We start from the raw sequence: 23,256 nt of genomic DNA, 5'->3' as shown, positions 1-23,256 counted from the left end.
TAGTGGTCTTTATTTTTACTGTGTTTTTATTATTTAGTGGCTCTTTATCATCCAATAGAACTGTTATTGAACCACTCTTTTTGTTTTAATGATTTTATGTTTTTTAAACCAAAATCACTTTTCATTTATGGACACCTGCTTTCTTTGTTTATGGTTTAATTATATTATAGGCCACCATACTTTCCAGTAGTCTTTATTTTGACTGTATTATTAAGTGATCTAATAACACCTAAATAGGATGTTAATGAACTACTATACTTATGTTGTAAGTTATTTGCAATGGTGAATATTTTTCCCTGCTTCTACAATAGGTATTATACTAATTCATTAATGAACAATTTGATTTTATTCCTTCGTCCAAATTCAGACTTCATTTACAAAGCATGATTTGTAGTGCTGTTAACCAGTACATTATTGTTTTTTACTAACGGAAAATATTTTTGCAGCCTTCTTCTGTTCTTTTTACTTACTGTTTTTAATATGAATATTCTATAATAACACAGATAGTGTGGTACGAGACAATAGTATTGGAGTTTTGTAAAAAAACTCCTATCAAAGTATTTTTAGAAGCTGCTCAATTGTGGTTTCCAATTCTTCTGGAATAGTGTGCCATTAGACCTTATAATAACAGATTAGTTGTATAAGTTATAACTGAGTTTTGATTTAAAGGGAGAAAAAATATCTCCCTTTAAAGTTATTTTACTTCTTCTACAGTCATTTCAAACGGATTCATGCGTGCACTTGCATACATTAAAACCGAATCTTTTTCTCCACATATTGGTAGTTCTCCAAATTTTTTTCCTATGAGTGCCTGTAATTTCTTGTCCTTGTATTGCCAAATAGCTATGTCTTTTTCAATCCAAGAATGAGATTCTGCAAAGATTTCTCCTGAGCCTGTATGATAGTCTAGCCAATTTCCTTTGTAGGGATTGTCCTTTAGTTCATAAGTGAAGTGATCTTTTTTTGTGTACTTCGTAGTTTTTATATTAAAAATAGCAGCATCTTTTTCTGACACATCACAGATAAAGTGGTTCCCGTTATTTTTTTTATTTAGTCCCATGTAACCCCGATCTGCATTACCTAATTTTAATTTAAACTTAATTGTTTTAATTGTTTTTTCTGCTGCCAATGCCTCTATCGCTAATTGACTTAGAATTTCTCTACCCAAAGTGTGTTTTTTCTCTGTTAAATTCTCCATGATTTATTAGATTTATTTGTTCCTACTCGTAAGGCTTTTCAGATTACTCCCTTGCTTTTTCTGTGCAAGTCAGTTCGTTTATTAAAGTGGGTTCTGATCCACTGATAAATTCTATATAACTCCTTCTTTCGTCCTAGCTCTCAATGAGGGGTTTTGAAGCAATAGTGCTTTAATTTCATCAGCAGTACTATATCTCTTTATTCCTCCTTTCCAGGTTTCTAATACAGGAATGTTTCGCATCCCTTTAGCGGAATAAACTCCTTCTTCACAGCTATAAGTAAGTGGGTTCTCTTCTAATAAGACAAAGTCAGCACATTTACCAACTTCCAGAGATCCAACCCATTGGTTGGCATGACATTGCCAGGCAGCATCATACGTCATTGCCTTAAGTGCTTGAAACCTAGTAATACGTTCTGCTTTATTCAATACTTGAATATTTAATTCTTTAGGAGCACCTTCCATTATTCGAGTAATAGATTGTTCCATCATACGTAACGGACCTAATGGAGTAACACTATAGTCACTATGAAGCGTTATTCTCATGTTATAGTCATGAATGGCTGAGTGACATCTGTCTAAATGATTACTTCTTTCTTGGCCTAATATAGTCTGTTGAAATACCCATCCCCAGTAACCCACATGACCAATTAGAAAGCTTGGTGATATTCCTAATTTTTGCATATCTGTCATATTTTGATCAGATAATAAAGAGGCGTGTTCTATTCTGTCTCTTCGGGCTTCTATAGTTGATTTATTAATACCAGATAATTTGAATGCCTTGATTGTACGGTCTAAGGCATGATCACCATTGGCATGTACCATTATGGGCCAATCATTATCAACAGCTTTGCTAATCATAGTATCGAACTCTAAAGGATACCCATAGTTAAAGATGCCTTCATTGGTTTGTTCTGCAATGTTTTTAGCATTGTCACTACCATAAAGATTGTAATTTTCATCACAATCGTAAGGTGTATATTGATAACCTGTCATTCCTTGATTGGAACCATCGGAGATTACTTTTATGTACGCTAGGTTGAACTTGTCATCCCCTTGGTTTGGATGGTATCGACCTTCTATTTTACTATTGAAATCATTTAATGTAACAGCAACTAAGGCACCACCTATTCGTACAGGACAATCGTTATTAGCCTTTGCTTCGAGGTAGTCAGGCTGATTTAATGGAGAATCTTTAGAGAAAGGTTCCACTGCAGCATCAAAAACATAAGTGACTCCTCTCTGACTAGCTTCTGTGAAAATAGTATCCACTTCAGTAGAAAGTCTTTTTTTAAGGGCAATAGGGTCTATGCTTTTAATGATAAGCGGTAAAACAAGTTGCATCTCAGCAATCTCTTTCAAAACACCACTGGCAGGCAGTATTATATTTTCATTTTTTGCCAACTTAATAGCTGCAGTATTCACATAGGCCAAATGTACAGATGAGTTCATTAAAAAAACAGGTTGAACATCTGATATTTTATCCAGTACTTCGGCGTTAAATTCTTTACTTTCATCAATAAGTAAAGAAGGGTCTACATTTCTACCAAAAATCCAAGTTGTTTCTTTTTCTTTCTTCGATGCTGATTCAGCTAATGATAGATCTCGTAGCGTTCTTATCACCCAATTTTTACTGTATTTTTTTTCTTCTGTAAGCGCTATATTAGTTCTTAAGTATTGTCCTATAAAAGGACCTACATCTGTAGCCATATTGAAAACGGCACTTGGTAAAATATGTATATGTGGTTCAATAAATCCTGGTAGAAGTGTTTGCCTGCCATATATAATTTGCTCAGTGGTATCTACTGGCATATTGGCCTTTACATATTCATGCGAACCTGTCACAATAATATGACCATCCTGAATACCAACAGCTTCTACCATGACATCCTTACCGCCAGCCATGGTTTGAATGTAGCCGACTCTTTTATCGTCTTTCTCCGCAGGATTACTACCCGTGCGAAAGATGAGTGTTTCCGAGTGTTCAGCGTCTTCATTATTCTTTCCCTCTTCTAATTCAATATTAGGAAGTAATGACTTCCACATGGGATTGCAGCACGAACAGTGTAATCCTTCTGGGTGATTGTGTGTATGACTCATGGTTTTGTTTTTTAAGTTTATTTAGTTTTTATTCTTACTCACAAAACTTTTCAGATTCCGCCCTATTTTTATAGTAGCTACTGAACTCTACTTTGGTTATTTTTAGAGAATTATAAATAGTGTTGGTTTTTAATTTCTGATATAAAACTACTTTTTAAATGGCTTAAAAATTAAGCTAATGTTGTGAATACAATTTTTTATGTTGTGAATATGGTAAAAAGGGGAATGTGTTATTTTTTAGAATTTATTTAAAGTTAAGAAGCGTTGTGAATAATTAGGATATATGTGTAGATCAGTTGGTGTTTAGTGTTATAACAGTTGGTTTTGTTGTTAGATGATAGGGTAGAAGGAAGGTTTATGAAAAAACATTGTATATGTTCCATATATTAATTTTTTAGACTAGTTGTTTCGAGGCTACCAAAATTGACTGTTATATCAGAATTTTTTTGTAAAAACAGAACAACCTACACAACAATTAAAATGTCGTATAGGTTGTTGTTATCCGCTATTGTTTTGTAGTTGATTGGTTATATAGCTAAGAAGGTGAAAAATGTTGTTTTTAAGTTACTTAGTGATTATTCGATAACCCAATATAATTCTGTATCAGAACTATTGTATTCACGTAGTCCAATTCCAGTATGGTTTTTAGAATTTCCATAAACATAAAGTGTTCCTCTATTTTTTGTTTCACAACTTATAAAATAGACGTTAGAATTTTCACCTGATACATTTTTAATTTGAAAAACTTGGTCGCTGTTGTTGGGATGGTTATTAGAGGTTTCTAAACAATTAGAGTTAGGATAACATTCAGCCACTTTCGTACCTTGATTTTTAGTGTTAATTGTTATTTTATTATTTATAAGCGTCCATTTTTGATCTTTGTTCTTGCTATCAAAATCATTCAATGCTATCTCGTCATTTGAACTGTTTGGAAAAGCTTCCCAACAATATGTAGTGTTGTTAAATAACTTAATTGCTATGTTCTTTGTATTCATTTTATTTAATTTTTATAACTCAAATTCGATTTTAAGTGATTTTGTTTTTAAAAAGAATGTACTTGACACAATCTTTGATTGTTTTCAATGTAAAATCGAATTTGGGTTACTATTTTTTTTAAAGTTAGTGTTATGGTAAAATGAGCACTAAGAGAAGCTCATATACCTGTAAACTATTAACAGCTTCCGTATGGTACGTTATTGTTATGATTGGAATCTCCATTTGTCCAATCGGCATTATTCTCCTCTCCTAAATTAAAAGTGAAAGTAGCGGGAGTACCGTGTTTTTTATAGGTTTGTAGCCCCGATAAAGTATCATATCCACAGGCTGAATTAGTGGATTTTTTTGGGCAGGTCATGGCCATATAGAATACAGCTCCAGCTTCTTTATTTTTCCAAGTTAAAAAAAGTCTATCATTAGTGTCAGCATTAAACGATATGCTTGAACCACTCTTTACAACTTGTCCGACTTCTAGGTTATTCCAAGTCTTACAGCTTATGTCTGTGCAAGTAACATCTCCGTTAGTATTGTTTACAAGATTTAAAATGACTCTACTACTCATAATTTTTATGTTTAAATTCCCTACTCATTTGGCTTTTCAGATTTCGCCTCGTTTCTTTATAGTAGTTTCTGAACTCTACTTTGTTTAGTTATCTGAAATTACAAATAGCGCTATTCTTAATTTCTGGTATAAAATTAGCTTTTAAATAGCGTGAAATTATAAGCGATGTTACGAGCACACTTTTTAATGTTGTGGATCATAAAAAACGAGGCATATAAATATGCCTCGTATGTTTGGTCTAAAAAATAGAATAGAAATGTTATTTTAAAACAGAAAAACTATTAAAAAGATCTTTATGTTTAGTGCTAAAGGGAATCTTGTACTTATTTTTAAGAAGCAGTAAATTATCACTAGTAATTATTTGTTCGATGTTATTTATGTTTACCACATATTTACGATGAATTTGCATAAAAATCGAAAGATTCAGATAAGTGAGTATTTTGCTTAAAGATATTTGAATTAAGAATTTTTCGCTTTCTGTAATAATATTACAGTATCTGTTTTCTACTTCGATAAAGATGATACTAGAAAGCGTTACTTTTTTTAAAACATTTTTCTTTTTGATAAACAAATATTCATTTCCAATAACGGTATCTTCATGCGTACTTGCAAATACATTTATTTGACCATAAAACTTTTCAATAGCCATTTCAATGGCGTATAAAATTTCTAGTTCATTAAATGGTTTTAGGATAAAACGATATGGTTTGGTAAGTTTGGCACGCTCAAAAATTTCTCGGTCTTTTGAGCCGGTTAAAAATATAAAAGGTTTTAATGAGTTTGGTACTGTTGATATTGTCTCAGCAAATGTTATTCCTTCTGGGTTATCTCCTAAAAAAACATCAATAATTACCAAGTCTACAGGTAGTTTGTAAAATAATGTAAGCGCTTCTTGATAATTTTCAGCAATTCCTATAACAGTATATCCGTTTTTATCTAATGTGTTTTCAAGATCTGAAGCCACTTCACTGTTGTCTTCAATAATTAAAATATTTATAGTCTCCATTATTAAATAGATTTTGGGAATGTAATAATCATTTTAGTTCCTTTATTTATAGTACTCTCAATTTCAAGTGTAGCATGATTTTTTAATATAAGTGTTTTACATAATTGAATACCCAAACCAGTTCCAATATCTTCTTGATTATTCTTTTTACTTAGTAAAGAGGTTTTTTTTAATAATTCCTTAATAATTCCTGGACTCATTCCTATGCCAGAATCCTCAACAACGAAACATTCATGTTTAGTACCTTTAGGGTAGTTGTATACAGAAATAAAACCTTCTACTTTGTTGAATTTGATGCTATTATCTAATAAATTACGAATAATAATTTTAAGAGAGTCTAAATCTGCTAAAATAAAAGAGGCAGGTGTTATTTTATTTTTAAAAGTTATTTTTTTATTATCAAATAAGGGTTGATAGTTGAATGCAGTTTGTTGCATTGCAGAAAATAAATCAATAGATTCTATATGAAAATATAATTGCTTAGTTTGTAACGTAGCCCAATGTAATAGGTTTTCTAATAAATTATAAGAGCTATTGGCAATAGCTGCATTTTTAGTAACTATAGTATCTAAAGCATCATAATTACGAACTTGTATTTGATGTAAAAGCGTTGAATTACTTTTTTGAAGTAAGTTAACCGAAGATCGTAAGTCGTGACTAACAATAGAGAAAAGTTTGTCTTTAGTTTTGTTTAAGTTATTTAATTCTTCTTTTTGAAAAGTAATAATCTTAGTTACTTTTTTTTGCTGGGAATAAATATATACGCCAGCTAGTATTATTAGTAGTAGTAAAAAAGAAAATAGAATAAAACTATTTCTTTCAAGTATTTTTACCTTATTTTCAGATTCTAAAAAGTTTATTTCTTTTTGTTTTTGAGTTATTGCTAGTCGTTTTTCAATTTGTGCTATGCCCCAAATTTTTTGTTGGTTATTTAGTGAATCTTTCCATTTTTCGAACTCTTTTCTATAAACCAAAGCTTTCGTCAAATTTTTTCTATTCTCTTCAACGATAGCCATGTTTAATGAAGCCTTTCTTTTTGCAGAAAAAGAGTTTGTTTTTTTAGAGAGTTGATAGGCTTTTTCATAATAAGGAATAGCTAAATCATCTTTATACTGCTCATAATATACATTAGCAACATCCATATACGAGCCTATTAACAGAACAGTGTCTTTTTCTTCTTTTTGAAGTGAAAGGCTTCTTAATAAAAGTTCTTCAGCTTTCTTAAATTTGGATAGGTGAAAATAACTAATACCTAAATCATGAATAACAGAGCTTTTTTTAAAATCATATACACTATCTTTTGAAAGATTATTTAATACGTTAAAATATTTAACGGCTTTTTTAAATTTGCTTTGTTCTATAGCAATACCCCCCAAATTTCTAATTATCTTATAGTAAAAAATGAAATCATTAGAAATTAGCCCATATTCTTTTTGGGCTTCATTAAATAACTTTTTTTTCATAAAACCATAGCCTCTCATGTAATGACAATAGTTTAAAAGTCTTTTGTTTTTATTAAAAACTAAAGTTTTAGAGGAGTAAACTAATACCGAATCCCAGTTTTGTAATGAGAAAAAATGAATTGTTTTATTGAAATTTATTTCAGATGTACTTAGTTTTTTTATTTTTTTAAAAAATAATTCATGTTTAGTTATCTTACTTTTTTGTGAGAAAACAAAAGAATAAGTAAATATGAACGTTAAAAAAATAAACGTTTTAATTAAATGCATTTGGGGGACATTTTTAGTATTTAAAATGAGTGATTAATCTGTTGTTTGTACAGTTGTTTCAGTACCTCTAGATGTTTTTGGGTCGATATCCCAAACAAAGGTTTGCACTGTTTTTATGTCTTTTAAAGAAATACCTTCAGGTAAAGGAGTTTCGAGATTGGTAGAAAACTCAATAGTATAAGCTTCATAATTACAATATTCTCTTTTTTTAGCTAACTCTTTAGCTGTTTCTTTAGATGTATAAATAAAAAATTGTAGTTTACAATTACCAAAATTACTAATAGAAAACAGCTGATTTACATTAACGGAGTTAAGTTTAAAAGTAGAATTTACTAAAATTAGAGCTTTAACATTAATACTATTGATATTATCTTTTTTATTGAAAGTTGCTTCAACTAAAGATGGCAAAGGTTGATTAAAATTGTTTTCAAAGGTTATTTTTCCAGCAGGATTTATTCTTTTTATACATTCTTTAGGTAAGCAAATTCCTGGAGGGTAAATTATACTATTACCTGTTGATAGATTGGTATTCTTCATTGTCTTGGGGGTTATTAAATTTTATATGCTTTTATATTAATAAATATAAAAATACCGTTTTTGTGTATAAATGAAGAGTATTAAGAATTATTTTTTTTATGTTTTTAATATAAAGGTTAATGAATATTTGTATTTGTTAATAAAAAAAACAATATTTGTAACTAGTTACTAATCAATAAATAGAAGCCTATAGCTAAATAATTACTTTTTTATTTTATACCCCTTAACAAGAGAGTGTTTAAAACATTCTTAAAAAGAAAGTAATTATGAAGCATAAAGATGTTGTAACCGACGGTGATTTAGTACGAGATTACATTAATGGAAAAGAGTTGGCGATAGAGTTATTAATTAAACGCCATCAACAAAGATTGTATAGCTTTATCTATAGCAAAATACAAAATAGAGATACTACAGAAGATATTTTTCAAGACACTTTTATAAAAGTGATAAAGACATTAAAGAGAGGTAATTATAACGAAGAAGGTAAGTTTTTACCTTGGGTTATGAGAATTTCCCATAATTTAATAATTGATTTCTTTAGAAAAAGTAATAGGATGCCTACGTTTAATAATACTGATGATTTTGATATTTTTTCAGTTTTAAGTGATGGAACCTTAAATGCGGAAAATAAAATTATTAATGAGCAAATCTTATGTGATGTAAGAGAGCTAGTTGAAGGATTGCCAGAAGAGCAGAAAGAAGTCTTAAAAATGCGTATTTATAACGATATGAGTTTTAATGAAATTTCAGAAAATACTGGAGTGAGTATCAATACGGCTTTGGGAAGAATGAGGTATGCTTTAATTAATTTAAGAAAAATAATAGAAAAAAATAAAATAATTTTAGTGAATTAAACAATATTAGTAAAAAAGCTTCGTTAAATACTTGAAAACAAAATATATAAAGAAATTATATGAAGCAAATTTACTCAAAGAAATTATCTAATTTTAAAATGAAACCTAAAAAAGAAACAATTCAATTTTTGATTAACTTTTCTAAATCATTACAAATAGTTAAAATTAAATCAAATTATCTCATTGAATTGAATTTGAATTAAGAGAGGAAAAGCTTCAACGTTTGTTGAAGCTTTTTTTATATTTATTTTTTATAATATTCATCTAAAACAGATTTCCTTCCAATTGTTTTTGTGATAATATCATTCTCTAAATTCCATCCACGAGCAGGTGAATATTCTCTACCATACCAAATTATTTGTAAATGAAGATCATTCCAAACTTCTTTAGGGAATAAACGTTTAGCATCTTTTTCAGTTTGCGTTACATTTTTTCCATTGGTTAAATTCCATCGATATAATAATCGATGTATATGTGTATCTATAGGGAATGCAGGAACACCGAAAGCTTGACTCATAACAACACCTGCCGTTTTATGTCCTACAGCGGGTAACTCTTCTAAGTATTCAAAACTCTTAGGAACTTCACCATTATGTTTTTCTATTAAAATTTTAGATAAACCATGAACTCCTTTAGACTTCATGGGTGATAAGCCACAAGGCCTTATTATTTCTTTAATTTCTTCAACAGTCATTTTTACCATATCATAGGGGGTGTCTGCTTTAGCAAAAAGTAACGGAGTAATTTTATTTACGCGTACATCTGTACATTGAGCAGATAACAAGACTGCAATAAGTAATGTATATGGGTCTTTATGGTCTAAAGGAACAGGTATTTCAGGGTATAATTTTTGTAATGTATCAATTACAAATTGAACTTTGTCAGCCTTGGTCATTTTTTATATCTTTATATCGACAAAAATACAAATTATGACTACATTAAAAATAGGAGATAAGGCACCAAATTTTGAATCTGTTGATGAGAAAGGAAATGTTATAAAATTATCAGATTATAAAGGTAAAAAGTTGGTGTTATTTTTTTATCCAAAAGCAAGTACACCTGGTTGTACTAATGAAGCTTGTAATTTAAGAGATAATTACCAAACTTTTTTAGCAAAAGGATATGCGGTTTTAGGAGCAAGTGCAGATTCTGCTAAACGTCAACAAAATTGGATAAATAAACATGAGTTACCTTTTCCGTTATTAGCAGATGAAAATAAAGAGGTAATTAATGCATTTGGTATTTGGGGGCCAAAAAAGTTTATGGGAAAAGAATACGATGGTATTCATAGAACAACTTTTGTAATTGATGAGAATGGAATTATTGAAGATGTAATTGCTAAAGTAAAAACAAAAGAACACACAAATCAAATTTTAGGATAACAAAAAACCGAGCTTAATGCTCGGTTTTTTTATTTTGTTAATTCTTCTTGTAGTTCACGACTTGTTTTAGAACTATTATCATGACTCCAACCAGGAGGCATAAAAACATATTTTAATCTTGTACCTAAAGGTAAGTCTTTTTTTCTATTAAAAAAATCTTTAAAAATTTCTTTCCACTCATGAAAAATGATATTTATAGGACCTTTATCTTCTATTTCAGAGGTTAATCCATATTTAATTTTTTCATATTCGGTTTCATCTTCTTCTGCTTGAAATGTTCCAAACATACGGTCCCAAATAATTAAAACCATTCCCATGTTTTTATCTAAATATTTGGTGTTAGAAGCGTGGTGGACTCTATGGTGAGAAGGAGTCACAAAAAAGAAACCCCATAACCCTAATTTACTTTTTATGAAATTAGTGTGACATAAAGTTCCATAAATTTGATTTAAAGCATAAGCAAACATAATATGTAAAGGTTCCACACCTAAAAAAGCTAAGGGCAAAAAGAACATATAACGAAATAATGGTTGCAATACAGGTGAGCGAAAACCAGTAGAAATATTGTAATATTTTGAATTATGATGTGTTACATGAACTGCCCAGAAAAATCTTGAATGATGATCTACATAATGATGTATGTAGTATAAGAAATCTTGACCAATAAAAGAAAATAGCCAATAAGCTAATCCTAAATACTCCCAGTTTATAATTCTATAGTGATAGCAAATTCCCATAACACCGAAAGAAACTACTTTCATTAATAGGTCTAAACTAAAATTAAGTAATGCAAAATAAACATTAGTAGAAGTGTCTTTGAAGTCGTAATTTTTTGCTTTGTTTCGATAACTAAAATAAATTTCAATTAAAATAATTGAAATAAAGAATGGAGTACTCCATAAGTATAAAACATCTTGATTTAATAAACCCATATTAATTTTTTAAAATGCAAAAATATTCCTTTTAAATTAAAAAAAATAGTTAAATCTTTATAATCGTTTATCTATCCAGCTTTTAAAGCTATAAAAGTTTTGAGGAGCAACACCATGACCAACAGGATATTCTGAATATTCATTTTTTAAATTATTAGCTTCTAAAAAAGCAGGTGCTTTTCTTGCCCAATCTACGGGAAGAACTTGATCTACAGTTCCGTGAGAAATATAATAATCAGTATTATCATTCGTTATTTTTTTAGGTAATAACTCGTCATTAATGTAACCACTTAAAGCAATTACATGTTGTACCTTATTCGGGTAGCTAAAGCTTAAAGCGTAGCTTAAAATTGCTCCTTGACTAAAACCTAAAAGAAATGTCTTATCAGGGTTTGTAGTATATTTTGTTTTTATTTCATCAATAAATAAAGCAATTTTATCTACAGATTTTTGAGCTTGAACTAAGTCAGAAAATTTTTCATTATTAGCATCAAAATTAATAGCATACCAAGCAAAAGCTCCTCCTCCCATTTCATAAGGTGCTTGAGCGCTAACAATTAATAATTCATCAGATAATTCTTCTGCAAAAGAAAATAAGTCTTGTTCATTACTACCATATCCGTGCAATAAAATTAATAAAGATGGATTTTTAACAGTAGTTTTAGGTTGTCTTACAACGTAATTTAGCATTTAGTAAAATGTATTTTGTTTATAAAAAAAATGCAAATAAATTTAAGTAAATCTATTTGCATATTAATTATGTTTTTAGATTTAAATATTTTTAAACCATTCTTGAAATTGATCTCCTAAAAGAGGAACTTTTTTTTCTTCACCTTTCATTACTCCCATAAAACCAATAATCCAAAGAACTAATAGTCCAATACTAATAATTGTTCCTGCAATATAACTTACATAATTACTGATGATTAAAGAGTTTAAAATTGATAAAAGAGATAACCCAATCATTTGTCTAATATGAAAACTCGTAAAAGAGTTTTTTTCTGTATTGTTTAATACAATTGCAATAATTGTTCCTATAAAAGTTATATAACTTATGATAGCATTTGTTTTTCCTTTTTCGCTTACTGCTGGTGTTTTTTCCATTTCTATGAATTTAAAATTAATTGATTATTATTGTAAATACCGTACACTTTTCCGTTTAATTCTTTGTTCATAAATATACTGTTTTTTGAGGTTGAAATAATATTTTCTTTTTCAAAAGTATATTTAAAAGATGGAGTAAATAGTGTAAGGTTTGCTAATTCCGATTTTTGTATCGAATTATTTTTTATTCCAAATCTGTTTTTAGGGTTTTCACTCAAACACTTACTAATTGTTTCTAAGTCTAATACAGAATTTAAAACACCAAAAGCACTTTCTAAACCAATAGTACCATCTTTGGCTGTTGAAAACTCTACTTTTTTATGCTCTATGTCTATAGGGTTATGGTCGGATGTAATTATGTCAATAGTTCCGTCTTTTAATCCCTTTAATAAAGCTTTTATGTCTTTAGAAGTTCTTAAGGGAGGATCTACTTTCTTGTTTCCATCAAAACCATACAACTCATCATCTGTTAAAAATAAATTATGAATAGCGACACTACAAGTAACATCTAAACCTTTCTTTTTAGCTTCTCTAATTAGTTCTGTTGATTTTTCGGTTGAAATTGTAGGTATGTGTAATTTCCCAGAAGTATATTCTAATAAAAATAAATCTCGGGAAATTTGCATTTCTTCAGCCAAAGCTGGAGTACCTTTTAAACCAAGTCTAGTGCTATTTACACCTTCATTGGCAACTCCTTCTCCCGCAATTTGATTGTTCTTAGGAAAACTTAAAACGAGACCATTAAAATTTTGAGTATATAATAAAGCTATTTTTAACAAGTTATCGTTTTCAATTGGTTTTTTATGATCTCCAAAAGCAATAGCACCAGATTGTTGCATATCATACATTTCAGACATTTCAATACCTTTACTTTGTTGTGTTAAAGCAGCTATAGGGTATAAATTTGTAGCAAAACCATTAGCTTTATTAATTAAAAATTCAACTGCAGCTTTGTTATCAATTATCGGATTTGTATTTGCATTAACAGCAACTGAAGTAAAACCACTTTTTGCAGCTACAAGTAATCCATGTTTAATTGTTTCACGCTCTTCATAACCAGGTTCTCCAAAAGAAACACTGGTGTCAAACCAACCAGTAGAAACATGTAAGTTATCTAGTTTTACAGCTTCGTGTGGTTCCTTTAGTGTAATAGAATTATCAATTTGAGTAATAACTCCATCAGTAATTAAAATATCTTTAGTTTGTTTGTGGTAAGGGCTAGAGGCATCAATTATTGTTGCCGATTTTAGCAGCGTTGTCATGGTTTAAAGAATTTTAAGATCAAAATTTCTATAAGCAAAGATACAATGGCTAAAACTAAAAACCATTTCCAAAGCCATTGAATTTTATGCGTATCATTAATATTTTTTAGTGTCTCTTTAACGGAAGTAGAAAAGGTTTTAGGTTTAATGGTTGAAGTGTCTAAATAACTTAATAAACTTTCGTTTGTCGGGTAATTAAAAGCGATGTTTTTTAGTACGTTTTTTTGTTTTTTTATTTGATAAAATCCTGCTTCTATTGGTTTGTTAGTTGTTGTGATTTTTACACTGTTTTGAAGTGTTTGCTGTAACGGAATAAATGATGTTTGTGTATTTGAAATTGTTACTATTTCATCTTTTCCTAATTGTTTATTTATAGCAATACTATTATGATTATTTAAAGTGTAATAGAGTTTTGAAAGGCGTAAACTTTGTTTACCTATATTATAAAAAACAGGAACTATTAAAGGGGAGTTTATAAAATTACTATTCTCTTTTTCAAGAGAGCTAGCTATCCAGTATATAGAAGAATAAGAGACATTTATTTGTTGTATAAAAGGTTGTTTGTTTTCGAAAGAAACAATAGTACTTGCATTTTTTAATGTAGAAATATAAGAGCTCTTTACAAATGGATATTGAAAATTACGAACTCTTTTTTCAAAAACGTTATTTAAAAGAGGATGATTATAATTAATAGTTGTAATTTTTAATTCATTGTCTCTATTGGATACTATTTTACCTATTCTAAGTTTGTTTAGTAAATTGTTATAAGACAATATACCTATGTTTTTATGTGGAATTAAAATAAGTTTACCTCCGTTTTTAACATATTCAATTAAGCTTTTAGTAAGTATTTCTGGAATTGTTTTAATTTCATTTAAAACAATAAGGTGTTGTTTTTGAATTAAATTATAATTTAAATTTTGAATGTTTGATCTTTTAAAATTAAATTCATTTTTACTATAAATTCTGTTTAAAAAGCTAGCGTTTTTACCGATACTTAATACGTTAATTTTAGAATTAGTGTTAATTGCAAAAAAGAAAGAGTTATCAAAACTATAAGTGTCTTTAAAATTTAGTTCAATTTTACCTAAAAAAGTAGGTGTTTTTATAATTGAAAAAACAACTTTTTTGGTCGTGTTTTCGGTAATAGAAAATACTTGTTTATTAATTAGTTTGGTTTCGTTATAAATCGCAATTGGTATGTTTTTTTGTCCTATTCCTTGGTTTTTTACAATAATGTTTACTTCGAAATTAGTAGTGCCATTATCATGCACAAAAACACTGTCAATAGAAAGGTTGTTTTTTTGTTGAGGACTTAATTTTACTAAAGATATATTTTTAGGTAAATTACGGATGTCTTCATTTTTAATGTTTTGAAAATCAGAAATTAGAATGCTTTTAGAAAATGAATTTGATTTGTTTTCGTTCTGTATTTTTAAAAGAATATTTTTTAAATCTGTTTTTTTTGAAGTGTTTTTTATTTTTAATAAAATTTCTTTTAACTCAGAAGCTGTTTTGTTTTTATGATAGCTATTGTTGGTAAGTAAAGAATAATTAGCCTTATCTGATGTGTTTTCGATAATTTCTTGCGAAGCTACTTGTAGTAAGTTTCCTTTTTCACCATCAGTATTTGTACTTAACGAATTGTCTAAATATAGTGAAAAATGTTGTTGCTCATTTATTTTGTGATTACTAAAATAAGGTTGAGAAAAAGCTAGTATTAAAGCAGCGAGTAATAGTAAACGAGTAGCTAAAATTAACCATTTTTTTATGTGTGAACTTTTACGCGTTTGTAATACTAATTTCTTTAAAAATGCAACATTGGTAAACGGAACTTTAACAAATCGTTGTAATTGAAATAAGTGAACTATTATAGGGATTATTAAGAGACTTAAGAAGTATAAAATTTCAGGATGTTTAAATTGCATAGTTCTTTTTTAACCCACTAAGTGAGATTTTAAATGTAACTGTTTTTTAATTTCAAAACAGTTACTTAGTTTTTTAAGTTAATTTATAAATGTAAAAATAGTTAAATTGATGATTTAAAAAAGAATGTAGTTAAAAAACTGTTAGAATACTGTTTTGTTTTCGACAATGTATCAAATTTCACTATTTTTGAACTATGACTACAAATGAGAGTGATTGTAATAATCCAGCAAAAATTGATTATCAAGAGCACTGGAATACAGCATATACCAAAAATACAACAGAAAAATTAGGATGGTTTGAAGAGTCTTCAAAAGAAACACTCGGTTTAATAAAGAAGACAGCACTAAATAAAAAAGCTAAAATTTTAGTAGGCGTTGGTTCATCGATGTTAATAGATGAATTGTTAGCTGAGGGATACACAAGTTTGATAGCCAGCGATTTATCTGAAAAAGCACTTAACGGTTTAGAAAAAAGATTAGCTGAGAACGCATCAAAAGCAACTTTTATAGCTGATAATATAATAAATTCTGAAAAGTTACAGTCTTTAAATAATGTTAATTTATGGTTAGATAGAGCAGTCTTTGCATTAAATGGAGCTGAAAAATGTTGTGGTTTAGAGCTACAACGATATAATACAGCAAAACTGCAAGATAAATTAGGCGAAGAATTTAAGTTAATTGATAAATTTAATTACGGATTTATTAATCCGTATAGATCAGAAAGACCTTATATTTACACTCTGTTCCAAAGAAAAAATAAGTAGATGAAAGTAACACATATACCTTTTAAAAGCACCGGTTTTTTCTCTAAAACAATGATAGATTATTTAGAAGAGACTACACAATTAAAACCTTTTTATAATAATTTTCCTTCGTTAGAAGGTTTTAAGGCCCAAATAAAAAGTAAACAGAAAAGTTATTCAAAAGAAACTAGAAAAACACTAGTTACTATTTTAAATAAGCAATACGAAACAATAAAAACATCTGAGGCTACACAGCAAAATATAGCTGACTTATTACTAGAAAATACATTTACAGTAACAACGGGACATCAATTAAATTTATTTACTGGACCACTATATTTTTTATATAAAATAATTTCAACTATTAATTTATGTGAAGAATTAAGTAACGAATTTCCAAATGAAAACTTTGTGCCTGTTTATTGGATGGCTACAGAAGATCATGATTTTGATGAAATAAATTACTTTAATTTTAAAGGAAAAAAAGTACAATGGAACTCTAATCAAAGAGGTGGTGTAGGGCGTTTCTCTACAAGCGGGTTAGAAGATGTTTTAGAAGTTTTTTCTAATCATTTAGGAACTTCAAAAAATGCTAAATATTTAATTCAACTTTTTAAAGAAGGTTATTTAAAGCATACTAATTTAGCTGATGCGACCAGGTATATTGCAAATGAGTTATTTTGTGAATATGGATTGGTAATTATTGATGCTGATGATAGGGAGTTAAAAAATGAATTAATTCCATTTATAGAAAGAGAATTAGAAGAACAAATATCATATAAAAAAGTAACAGAAACAATTGCCGATTTAGGGAAAGAATATAAAATTCAGGTAAACCCTAGAGAACTTAACCTATTTTACTTAACAGATGAAATTCGTGAACGTATTGTTTTTGAAGACGAAGTATATAAAGTAAATAATACAGCTATTTCTTGGACTTATGCTGAATTAATAAAGGAAGTTAATGAGTTTTCAGAGCGATTTTCACCAAATGTAATCATGCGTCCGTTATACCAAGAAGTTATTTTACCTAATCTTTGTTATATCGGTGGAGGAGGAGAGCTGGCGTATTGGTTACAATTAAAAAGTTATTTCGAAGAGGTTAAAGTTCCTTTTCCTATTTTGTTACTACGTAATTCTGTACAGTTAGTGTCAGAAAAACAAGAACGTAAATTAGAAAACTTAACTATTTCTTTAGAAGAAATTTTTGTTAAGCAAAACAGTTTGCTAAAAAGTAAAGTATTAGAAACATCTAAAGAAAAAGTAGATTTTACAGCTCAAAAAGAGTTTTTAAAACAGCAATTTGTTGATTTACGAACGTTAGCTGAAAAAACAGATATTTCATTTATAGGGGCAGTAAATGCGCAAGAAAGAAAGCAGATAAAGGGATTAGATAATTTAGAAAACCGCTGGTTACGAGCAGAGAAACGACGCAACCAAGAATTTGTTGACCGTATTGTGCTATTACAAAACGAAATATTACCAAATCAAAGTTTAGAAGAACGTCAGCGAAACTTTTCTGAATACTATTTAGAGTATGGAGATACTTTAATTAGAGGATTAAAAGAAAGTTTAAAACCATTACAATTAGAATTTACAGTATTGACACTTTAATGGAAAAGAAAAAAGGATTACACGAGAAGAACAAGCACAATAATGGATATGATTTTAAATTTTTAAAAGAAAAGTACCCAAAAATTACTGAGTTTGTAATAGAGAAATTTGATAAGGAAACAATTGATTTTTCTGACCCTTTAGCGGTAAAAGAGTTTAATAGAGCATTGTTGGCTGCTCATTATAATATTAAGCATTGGAATTTTTCAGACGATAATTTATGTCCTCCAATTCCTGGAAGAGTAGATTATATACATCACTTAGCAGATTTAATAGGTAAAGAAGAGAATGTAAAAGTTTTAGATATTGGTACAGGAGCAAGTTGTGTGTATCCTTTATTAGGAACTGCTGAATATAATTGGGATTTTGTAGCTACTGATATTGATTTAGATTCGTTAGATTTTGCTCAAGATATTATTGATGATAATGATTTAGATGTAAAAATTAAATTAAGGCAACAGTTTGCAGAAGAGCATGTTTTAAAAGGTATTATTGAAGAGGGAGATTCTTTTATGGTAACGATGTGTAATCCGCCATTTTATAAGTCGGCAGAAGAAGCAAGAGGCGCAAATCGAAGGAAAACTAGAAATTTAGGAAATAATGCCGTTCGTAATTTTGCAGGAAATTCAAATGAATTATGGTATGTAGGAGGTGAAAAAGCTTTTTTACATACTTATTTGTATGAAAGTTCACTTCACCCCGCGGTAAGTAAGTGGTTTACAAGTTTAGTGTCAAAAAAAGAAAATGTAATGAGCTTAGAAAAGTCTGCGAAAAAATTAAAAGTAGCAGAATTTAAAGTAATTCCAATGAGTCAAGGTAATAAGGTAACACGTATTGTGTGTTGGCGGTTTTAATTGGTTTTTTTTAAGAAATTACGGTTTATAAACTTCCGTATTTTGGAAAGATATTAAACATGGAAATGGCAGTGTTATATTGTAAATTTTCTGCCATCCATGTTTTAATAATATAGTTGCTTTTTTATAGATTCCGCTTTCGCTAAAACCTGTGATTTTATGTAACATTTGATGAACTTCTTGTTTTTCGTGTGTTTTAACTTTTATTTATCAACAATTACGGTATAGCTAGCAATAATATCATTATTAATTTTCACATGTATATCATAGTATCCTTTCCATTTAAATTGATATTTAAACGCAACTTTATTTTGTTCTTTTTTCAAATCATATATTTTTAAATTTTGTTCTTTTTCACCATGAAAACAAATTAATGAAATTTTTTTTGAAGAAATGTTTTCTAATGAGTTTAGTTTAAAGTTAATTACTCCTTTTTTAACTTTTGTTAATTTCATTTCTTTTGGAGTTACTATTTTTATTTTATGTTTAAATATTTCTCCATAAATAATAGGTGAGTTAACAAAATTTGTGCTTGTTTGTGCTGATTTTAACAGCCATTTTTTAAGAACAGGGTAGTGGTTTTTTGAAAATAATACGGGGTCGGTTAAAAAATAGCCCGTATTATAATTAGTAATAAAAGAATCATATTCATTCATATAGCCACTAGACCAAGTAGCGTCACATAAATACCATTTGTTATCTATTTTTGCTGCATTCCAAGAATGATTTGGTGCTTCTAGTGTTTCTACATTAGAAGACGAAGTTCTTCCATAGCCATCAATAATTTTACAATCAATATCTATAATATTTGCCATTTCTTTAATGAGATAGGCATAGCCAGTACACATTGTCTTTTTACGATTTACTAAATTTTTAAATACTGTTTTTTTGTATTCTCTATTCCATTTAACTAAAGAAATACTATCGTTCTTTAGTTTTTCACGCATTTTACTTACTTTTTTGTGCATTTTGCTATCACCTTTTACATTCATAGAAACCCATGTGTATATAGCTCTAAATTTTTCAACTTTTGTAGCTAATTTATGTGTTAATTTATAGCAAAGAAGTGGAAGGTTTTTTAAACTTTCACCTTTGTTGAGTTTTGCTATATTATCCGCTCTTGTAAAGTCAATCTCTTTAAAATCTGATATTTGAGCATTGGCTAAATTGAAGTATAATACAAGTGAAAAAAAGATGCTATTTCTCATTTTAAAGGTTTTAGTTTTATTATTTAGGTCAGTGGTTATGTATCCATTAATAGATACATGGTTTTAAGGATATTAATATGATTTTTATTATTTGGTTGAGTGCTGTCAAGAACTATTAGATTGCTAAAGATAGGTTTCGACTGCTCTCAACCGGATATTTTTAAGGTGCTTCAATAACTATCTACTAATCTCTAATTATTTATTTTTAGAGCTGTATACTTTTTTAACAGCTACTTTACCTAACAACATACAAGAATCAATTTTCATACTGACTTTTAAATTGATATTAGCTGCAGATTTAGTGTCTTGAATTGTTACTTTTTGAGATTCCATACCTACAAAACTAAAAATTAAAACATCTCCTTTTTTTAGCGTTTTAGGAAAAGTGAAATCGCCATCAAAATCTGTTTCTACTCCAATATTAGTTCCTTGTAAGAGAATATTTACACCAGGTAAATCTCCTGATTCATCACCAACATTTCCTTTTACAGTTATATTTCCTTGAAGGTTTTTTATGTTAATGGTATTCTTTTCAGGAGATGGATTTCCTTTTTGAGCATTAGCAGTATTAAATGTAAGGAACGAAAGCAATGCAAAACCAAAAGCTTTTATAAAGTTATATTTTCTTTTTAATTGTGGTTTTGGAGCATACGTAGTTAATTGTTGTTTTTTAAACTGGCCACAAGTGTTTTTAGTGTTGTTGTTCTTAAAGTAACTAATAACTTCTTGTGAGGTCATTTTAGAAAAGTCGATTACTTCTTTTTCACACGAATTACAAAGTCCACCCAATTCTGTAGTTGCAAATTGATTAAATTTTTCAGAACATGGTCTGTTGATTTCTAAACTAAACTGATTTTTCATAATAAAGATTTTTATAAGTTAATATGAATTAAACTTATGGATAATAAGAATCTTTTAAAATTGATATTTAGTAAATGGATCTTTCTATTGAGTAAACGGTACTTTTAATTTAGTGTAAGAAAATTAGCCTTATAGAATAAAGAGGTTTTATGATTAAATTTTAATATCGTTAAAACGCATCCATTTATCTACGGTGTCTATCCAATACTTTAAGAATTCATCACTTAAAAAATGATTTGCGAAGTCATTAAAACGCTGTACATGTTGTCCTGTATAATGCAACCAAATAGCTAACCCACCAAAAGGAATTAGTTTTTTTTCTTCATTAGATATTTCTGTGATAGATTCATAACCATTTAAAAATGAGTTTTTCCTTTTCAAAAAGCGTTCTTTATTAGGGTCATTTCGATAAAATAACATTAGAGAGTAACCGATATCTAAGCATAATAAACCATCTCCGCAATTATCAAAATCGAACATTGTAACTTCAGTTTCGTTTTTTACTTTCATGTTATCGTGCCATAAATCGAGATGAACAATTCCTTTTCTTAGGTTATTTGTATTTTCAAATTCTGAAGAGATAATTTTATAGGCTCTTTTAAAGTAGGCTATTTCATTAATTGATTCAGGAAACTTAGAAATTACTTTTTTTATTGCCCAGCCAACTAAAGAATCAGCATTGTGAATTTTACGAGTTGTTTTTTTGTTAATAGTTAGTTGATGTAGTTTAGCCATGGCTAAACCAAAATTAAAGCATACTTTTTCCGATGGTTTTCTGATGGTTTCTCCTTCAGCATAAGAAAATAACACCCCAAAACGATTACCTTCTATAGCTTGTAGGTGTTGAACGTATTTGTCATGTTTATCCTTTATAGGGTAAGAAACGAGTAATTTATTATCTTTTAAAAAATCTAATAATTTAAGTTCTTCATTAATTTCGTTTTCAGTTCGCCAGTTAAGATGATAAATTCTAAAGATAAACTTCTTGTTAGTTACAGTAACTAAGTAGGTGTGATTAATACCTGTTCTTAATAAATTGCAAGTTGTACTATCATCAAAACTATAATTACTAATTACAAAGTGAGCTATATATCCTGGTGAGATTATAGAGCTTATTGAAGGAGCAGTTTTCATACTAGTTTTTTAGTTTGTAAAACTACTGTTTTGTGTGTGATAAGTTGAGTTGTTAAGAAATTAATTTTGTAAAAAGACTTCTTGCGTTTAGGGGCAAGTTTTTCTATTGGGAACGAAATAAATAAAAATTGATGATCTCTATTAGATATAATAGAGATCATCAATTTTTTGATTAATATATATATAAAGTAAGTTTTGTGTTAATTAAAATTCTAAATACATAATATGATTTGGGTTTGAGTGTGTTTCTGATATTTGAAAATCACTTTTTCCGATTATTTTAAAACCTGATTTTTCATAAAACTGAATAGCTTTTTTATTCTCTACCCAAACGTTTAGCCAAATTCCTGCTTGATTATTATCTTTACATAAGGCGATATTAAAAGCGAATAATTTTTTACCAATACCTAAACCATAAAACTCTTCCAGTAAATATAATCTACTCATATAGGTTATGTTTTTAGCTAAAACACCTTTACAGGTTTTGTTAAAAATTATCTTAGAATAACCAGCAGTTTTGTTTTTATATTCTAGTAAATAATATTCATTTTCGGTACTTTCCAACTCTTTTATAAAGTGGCTTTCTTTAAAATTATTAGCAATATAGGTATCCATGTCTTTTGTAGGAGCAGAATGACCATGAGCAGGTAAAAAAGAAGCTAAACTAATTTCTGAAAAAAGTTTTGCTTGTGTTGAATTCGCTTTTGATATTTTAATAATTTCTAGATTTTTAAGATTTTTATAAAGTATATGTTGCTTATAGGTGTATTTAATATAGAATTAAAAAGTGAAATATACATTTACTTTCGATTTTTAAACTCAAATTCACGCACACCTTTTTATGTATTGTTGATGTGTTTTTATTATTTACTAGAAGATTGTTGTTCTTCTAACATATCTAAATAAACATCTTCAACATGCTCTCTAGCCCAATCTGTTTTTCTTAAAAAACCTAAACTAGACTTCATGTTAGGGTTGTATTTAAAACAACGAATATTTACACGTTCTGCCAGATATTCCCAGCCATAATATGTTACTAAACGATCTAGAAGCTGAGTAAGTTTAACTCCATGTAATGGATTATTAAGTTGCTCTTCAGTTGCTTGTTTTCTATTTTGTCTTGTAGGGTTTTCTTTATTTAATTGTTCGTTAGTCTTTGGCTTAAAATCTGTATTTGTAAACTCTTCAGATTGTATTGGTTCATTAATTTGGTCGTTTACTGTATCCATTACTGATGTTTTGTGTTGTGCTAAC

Annotated in this window: 23 protein-coding genes; 5 read left to right on the top strand and 18 right to left on the bottom strand. The window is 28.7% G+C overall.

Translation table 11 applies throughout. The annotated features are described in order from the left end of the window. Window positions 1-694 precede the first annotated feature (694 nt). From CXF68_RS18305 to CXF68_RS18275, 7 genes are all read right to left on the bottom strand, one after another. Window positions 695-1,198: a hypothetical protein gene (locus CXF68_RS18305; protein WP_101046542.1), complete on the bottom strand. Its 504-nt coding sequence runs from the start codon at window positions 1,196-1,198 to the stop codon at window positions 695-697. Between the two features lie 111 nt (window positions 1,199-1,309). After that, window positions 1,310-3,295 carry an amidohydrolase gene (locus CXF68_RS18300; RefSeq protein ID WP_101046541.1) on the bottom strand — a complete coding sequence of 662 codons (1,986 nt, stop codon included), beginning with the start codon at window positions 3,293-3,295 and terminating at the stop codon, window positions 1,310-1,312. A 575-nt stretch (window positions 3,296-3,870) separates the two neighbouring features. Next, a complete protein-coding gene (locus tag CXF68_RS18295) occupies window positions 3,871-4,290 on the bottom strand; it encodes a hypothetical protein (protein WP_101046540.1) in 420 nt (139 codons plus the stop codon). A 176-nt stretch (window positions 4,291-4,466) separates the two neighbouring features. Next, the gene (locus CXF68_RS18290) at window positions 4,467-4,853 is read right to left on the bottom strand and encodes a hypothetical protein (RefSeq protein WP_101046539.1); all 387 of its coding nucleotides are present in this window, start codon (window positions 4,851-4,853) and stop codon (window positions 4,467-4,469) included. A gap of 259 nt (window positions 4,854-5,112) precedes the next feature. Then, entirely contained in the window at window positions 5,113-5,859 is a 747-nt protein-coding gene (locus CXF68_RS18285; RefSeq protein WP_101046538.1) for a LytTR family DNA-binding domain-containing protein, read from the bottom strand. Window positions 5,860-5,861: 2 nt separating this feature from the next. Further along, window positions 5,862-7,322: a HAMP domain-containing sensor histidine kinase gene (locus CXF68_RS18280; protein ID WP_232771683.1), complete on the bottom strand. Its 1,461-nt coding sequence runs from the start codon at window positions 7,320-7,322 to the stop codon at window positions 5,862-5,864. Between the two features lie 300 nt (window positions 7,323-7,622). Further along, window positions 7,623-8,126, bottom strand: a complete 504-nt coding sequence (locus CXF68_RS18275; RefSeq protein ID WP_101046537.1) for a hypothetical protein — start codon at window positions 8,124-8,126, stop codon at window positions 7,623-7,625. A gap of 266 nt (window positions 8,127-8,392) precedes the next feature. On the opposite strand from CXF68_RS18275, the gene CXF68_RS18270 reads away from it, so the two are divergent. Beyond that, window positions 8,393-8,980: an RNA polymerase sigma factor gene (locus tag CXF68_RS18270; protein WP_101046536.1), complete on the top strand. Its 588-nt coding sequence runs from the start codon at window positions 8,393-8,395 to the stop codon at window positions 8,978-8,980. Between the two features lie 244 nt (window positions 8,981-9,224). Here CXF68_RS18270 and nth read toward each other — a convergent pair whose 3' ends face one another. Further along, on the bottom strand, window positions 9,225-9,875 hold the full coding sequence (gene nth, locus CXF68_RS18265) for an endonuclease III (RefSeq protein WP_101046535.1): 651 nt from the start codon (window positions 9,873-9,875) through the stop codon (window positions 9,225-9,227). A gap of 34 nt (window positions 9,876-9,909) precedes the next feature. Here nth and bcp point away from each other — a divergent pair, with 34 nt between their 5' ends. After that, window positions 9,910-10,362, top strand: coding sequence for a thioredoxin-dependent thiol peroxidase (bcp, locus tag CXF68_RS18260; protein WP_101046534.1), 453 nt, complete (start codon window positions 9,910-9,912; stop codon window positions 10,360-10,362). Between the two features lie 29 nt (window positions 10,363-10,391). Here bcp and CXF68_RS18255 read toward each other — a convergent pair whose 3' ends face one another. The 5 genes from CXF68_RS18255 to CXF68_RS18235 all read right to left on the bottom strand — a co-directional run bounded on the left by CXF68_RS18255 (window position 10,392) and on the right by CXF68_RS18235 (window position 15,588). Continuing rightward, on the bottom strand, window positions 10,392-11,294 hold the full coding sequence (locus CXF68_RS18255) for a sterol desaturase family protein (RefSeq protein WP_101046533.1): 903 nt from the start codon (window positions 11,292-11,294) through the stop codon (window positions 10,392-10,394). Window positions 11,295-11,351: 57 nt separating this feature from the next. Next, the gene (locus tag CXF68_RS18250) at window positions 11,352-11,984 is read right to left on the bottom strand and encodes an alpha/beta hydrolase (protein WP_101046532.1); all 633 of its coding nucleotides are present in this window, start codon (window positions 11,982-11,984) and stop codon (window positions 11,352-11,354) included. 81 nt (window positions 11,985-12,065) lie between these two features. Further along, on the bottom strand, window positions 12,066-12,398 hold the full coding sequence (locus tag CXF68_RS18245; RefSeq protein ID WP_101046531.1) for a hypothetical protein: 333 nt from the start codon (window positions 12,396-12,398) through the stop codon (window positions 12,066-12,068). 2 nt (window positions 12,399-12,400) lie between these two features. Beyond that, window positions 12,401-13,660, bottom strand: a complete 1,260-nt coding sequence (locus CXF68_RS18240) for a dihydroorotase family protein (RefSeq protein ID WP_101046530.1) — start codon at window positions 13,658-13,660, stop codon at window positions 12,401-12,403. After that, window positions 13,657-15,588, bottom strand: coding sequence for a BatA domain-containing protein (locus tag CXF68_RS18235; RefSeq protein WP_101046529.1), 1,932 nt, complete (start codon window positions 15,586-15,588; stop codon window positions 13,657-13,659). Before CXF68_RS18235 ends, CXF68_RS18240 begins: the two co-directional genes overlap by 4 nt. Window positions 15,589-15,782: 194 nt before the next feature. On the opposite strand from CXF68_RS18235, the gene CXF68_RS18230 reads away from it, so the two are divergent. From CXF68_RS18230 to rlmF, 3 genes are read left to right on the top strand one after another with little or no spacing between them, the layout of a single operon-like run. Then, window positions 15,783-16,352: a class I SAM-dependent methyltransferase gene (locus CXF68_RS18230; RefSeq protein ID WP_101046528.1), complete on the top strand. Its 570-nt coding sequence runs from the start codon at window positions 15,783-15,785 to the stop codon at window positions 16,350-16,352. Continuing rightward, window positions 16,353-17,945, top strand: coding sequence for a bacillithiol biosynthesis cysteine-adding enzyme BshC (gene bshC / locus CXF68_RS18225; protein ID WP_101046527.1), 1,593 nt, complete (start codon window positions 16,353-16,355; stop codon window positions 17,943-17,945). Further along, window positions 17,945-18,799: a 23S rRNA (adenine(1618)-N(6))-methyltransferase RlmF gene (gene rlmF, locus CXF68_RS18220; protein WP_101046526.1), complete on the top strand. Its 855-nt coding sequence runs from the start codon at window positions 17,945-17,947 to the stop codon at window positions 18,797-18,799. Before bshC ends, rlmF begins: the two co-directional genes overlap by 1 nt. Before the next feature lie 203 nt (window positions 18,800-19,002). Here rlmF and CXF68_RS18215 read toward each other — a convergent pair whose 3' ends face one another. From CXF68_RS18215 to CXF68_RS21235, 5 genes are all read right to left on the bottom strand, one after another. After that, window positions 19,003-20,007, bottom strand: coding sequence for a transglutaminase domain-containing protein (locus CXF68_RS18215; protein ID WP_101046525.1), 1,005 nt, complete (start codon window positions 20,005-20,007; stop codon window positions 19,003-19,005). A 195-nt stretch (window positions 20,008-20,202) separates the two neighbouring features. Continuing rightward, a complete protein-coding gene (locus CXF68_RS18210) occupies window positions 20,203-20,868 on the bottom strand; it encodes a carboxypeptidase-like regulatory domain-containing protein (protein WP_101046524.1) in 666 nt (221 codons plus the stop codon). A 153-nt stretch (window positions 20,869-21,021) separates the two neighbouring features. After that, window positions 21,022-22,002, bottom strand: coding sequence for a phosphotransferase (locus tag CXF68_RS18205; RefSeq protein WP_101046523.1), 981 nt, complete (start codon window positions 22,000-22,002; stop codon window positions 21,022-21,024). Window positions 22,003-22,206: 204 nt separating this feature from the next. Continuing rightward, window positions 22,207-22,617: a GNAT family N-acetyltransferase gene (locus tag CXF68_RS18200; RefSeq protein ID WP_232771682.1), complete on the bottom strand. Its 411-nt coding sequence runs from the start codon at window positions 22,615-22,617 to the stop codon at window positions 22,207-22,209. 248 nt (window positions 22,618-22,865) lie between these two features. Next, entirely contained in the window at window positions 22,866-23,231 is a 366-nt protein-coding gene (locus CXF68_RS21235) for a VF530 family DNA-binding protein (RefSeq protein WP_101046521.1), read from the bottom strand. Window positions 23,232-23,256 lie beyond the last annotated feature (25 nt).

Origin of the sequence: Tenacibaculum sp. Bg11-29 (assembly GCF_002836595.1) — a bacterium.
In the GTDB taxonomy this organism is placed as follows: Bacteria; Bacteroidota; Bacteroidia; order Flavobacteriales; family Flavobacteriaceae; genus Polaribacter.
The sequence above is the reverse complement of the archived record's forward strand: the minus strand, read 5'-3'. Positions and strand labels throughout refer to the sequence as shown.

Excerpts from the sequence above, each read along its gene's own strand:
- CXF68_RS18305 (WP_101046542.1), bottom strand. The coding sequence starts at position 1,198 with ATGGAGAATTTAACAGAGAAAAAACACACTTTGGGTAGAGAAATTCTA.
- CXF68_RS18300 (WP_101046541.1), bottom strand. The coding sequence starts at position 3,295 with ATGAGTCATACACACAATCACCCAGAAGGATTACACTGTTCGTGCTGC.
- CXF68_RS18295 (WP_101046540.1), bottom strand. The coding sequence starts at position 4,290 with ATGAATACAAAGAACATAGCAATTAAGTTATTTAACAACACTACATAT.
- CXF68_RS18290 (WP_101046539.1), bottom strand. The coding sequence starts at position 4,853 with ATGAGTAGTAGAGTCATTTTAAATCTTGTAAACAATACTAACGGAGAT.
- CXF68_RS18285 (WP_101046538.1), bottom strand. The coding sequence starts at position 5,859 with ATGGAGACTATAAATATTTTAATTATTGAAGACAACAGTGAAGTGGCT.
- CXF68_RS18280 (WP_232771683.1), bottom strand. The coding sequence starts at position 7,322 with ATGAAAAAAAAGTTATTTAATGAAGCCCAAAAAGAATATGGGCTAATT.
- CXF68_RS18275 (WP_101046537.1), bottom strand. The coding sequence starts at position 8,126 with ATGAAGAATACCAATCTATCAACAGGTAATAGTATAATTTACCCTCCA.
- CXF68_RS18270 (WP_101046536.1), top strand. The coding sequence starts at position 8,393 with ATGAAGCATAAAGATGTTGTAACCGACGGTGATTTAGTACGAGATTAC.
- nth (WP_101046535.1), bottom strand. The coding sequence starts at position 9,875 with ATGACCAAGGCTGACAAAGTTCAATTTGTAATTGATACATTACAAAAA.
- bcp (WP_101046534.1), top strand. The coding sequence starts at position 9,910 with ATGACTACATTAAAAATAGGAGATAAGGCACCAAATTTTGAATCTGTT.
- CXF68_RS18255 (WP_101046533.1), bottom strand. The coding sequence starts at position 11,294 with ATGGGTTTATTAAATCAAGATGTTTTATACTTATGGAGTACTCCATTC.
- CXF68_RS18250 (WP_101046532.1), bottom strand. The coding sequence starts at position 11,984 with ATGCTAAATTACGTTGTAAGACAACCTAAAACTACTGTTAAAAATCCA.
- CXF68_RS18245 (WP_101046531.1), bottom strand. The coding sequence starts at position 12,398 with ATGGAAAAAACACCAGCAGTAAGCGAAAAAGGAAAAACAAATGCTATC.
- CXF68_RS18240 (WP_101046530.1), bottom strand. The coding sequence starts at position 13,660 with ATGACAACGCTGCTAAAATCGGCAACAATAATTGATGCCTCTAGCCCT.
- CXF68_RS18235 (WP_101046529.1), bottom strand. The coding sequence starts at position 15,588 with ATGCAATTTAAACATCCTGAAATTTTATACTTCTTAAGTCTCTTAATA.
- CXF68_RS18230 (WP_101046528.1), top strand. The coding sequence starts at position 15,783 with ATGACTACAAATGAGAGTGATTGTAATAATCCAGCAAAAATTGATTAT.
- bshC (WP_101046527.1), top strand. The coding sequence starts at position 16,353 with ATGAAAGTAACACATATACCTTTTAAAAGCACCGGTTTTTTCTCTAAA.
- rlmF (WP_101046526.1), top strand. The coding sequence starts at position 17,945 with ATGGAAAAGAAAAAAGGATTACACGAGAAGAACAAGCACAATAATGGA.
- CXF68_RS18215 (WP_101046525.1), bottom strand. The coding sequence starts at position 20,007 with ATGAGAAATAGCATCTTTTTTTCACTTGTATTATACTTCAATTTAGCC.
- CXF68_RS18210 (WP_101046524.1), bottom strand. The coding sequence starts at position 20,868 with ATGAAAAATCAGTTTAGTTTAGAAATCAACAGACCATGTTCTGAAAAA.
- CXF68_RS18205 (WP_101046523.1), bottom strand. The coding sequence starts at position 22,002 with ATGAAAACTGCTCCTTCAATAAGCTCTATAATCTCACCAGGATATATA.
- CXF68_RS18200 (WP_232771682.1), bottom strand. The coding sequence starts at position 22,617 with ATGGATACCTATATTGCTAATAATTTTAAAGAAAGCCACTTTATAAAA.
- CXF68_RS21235 (WP_101046521.1), bottom strand. The coding sequence starts at position 23,231 with ATGGATACAGTAAACGACCAAATTAATGAACCAATACAATCTGAAGAG.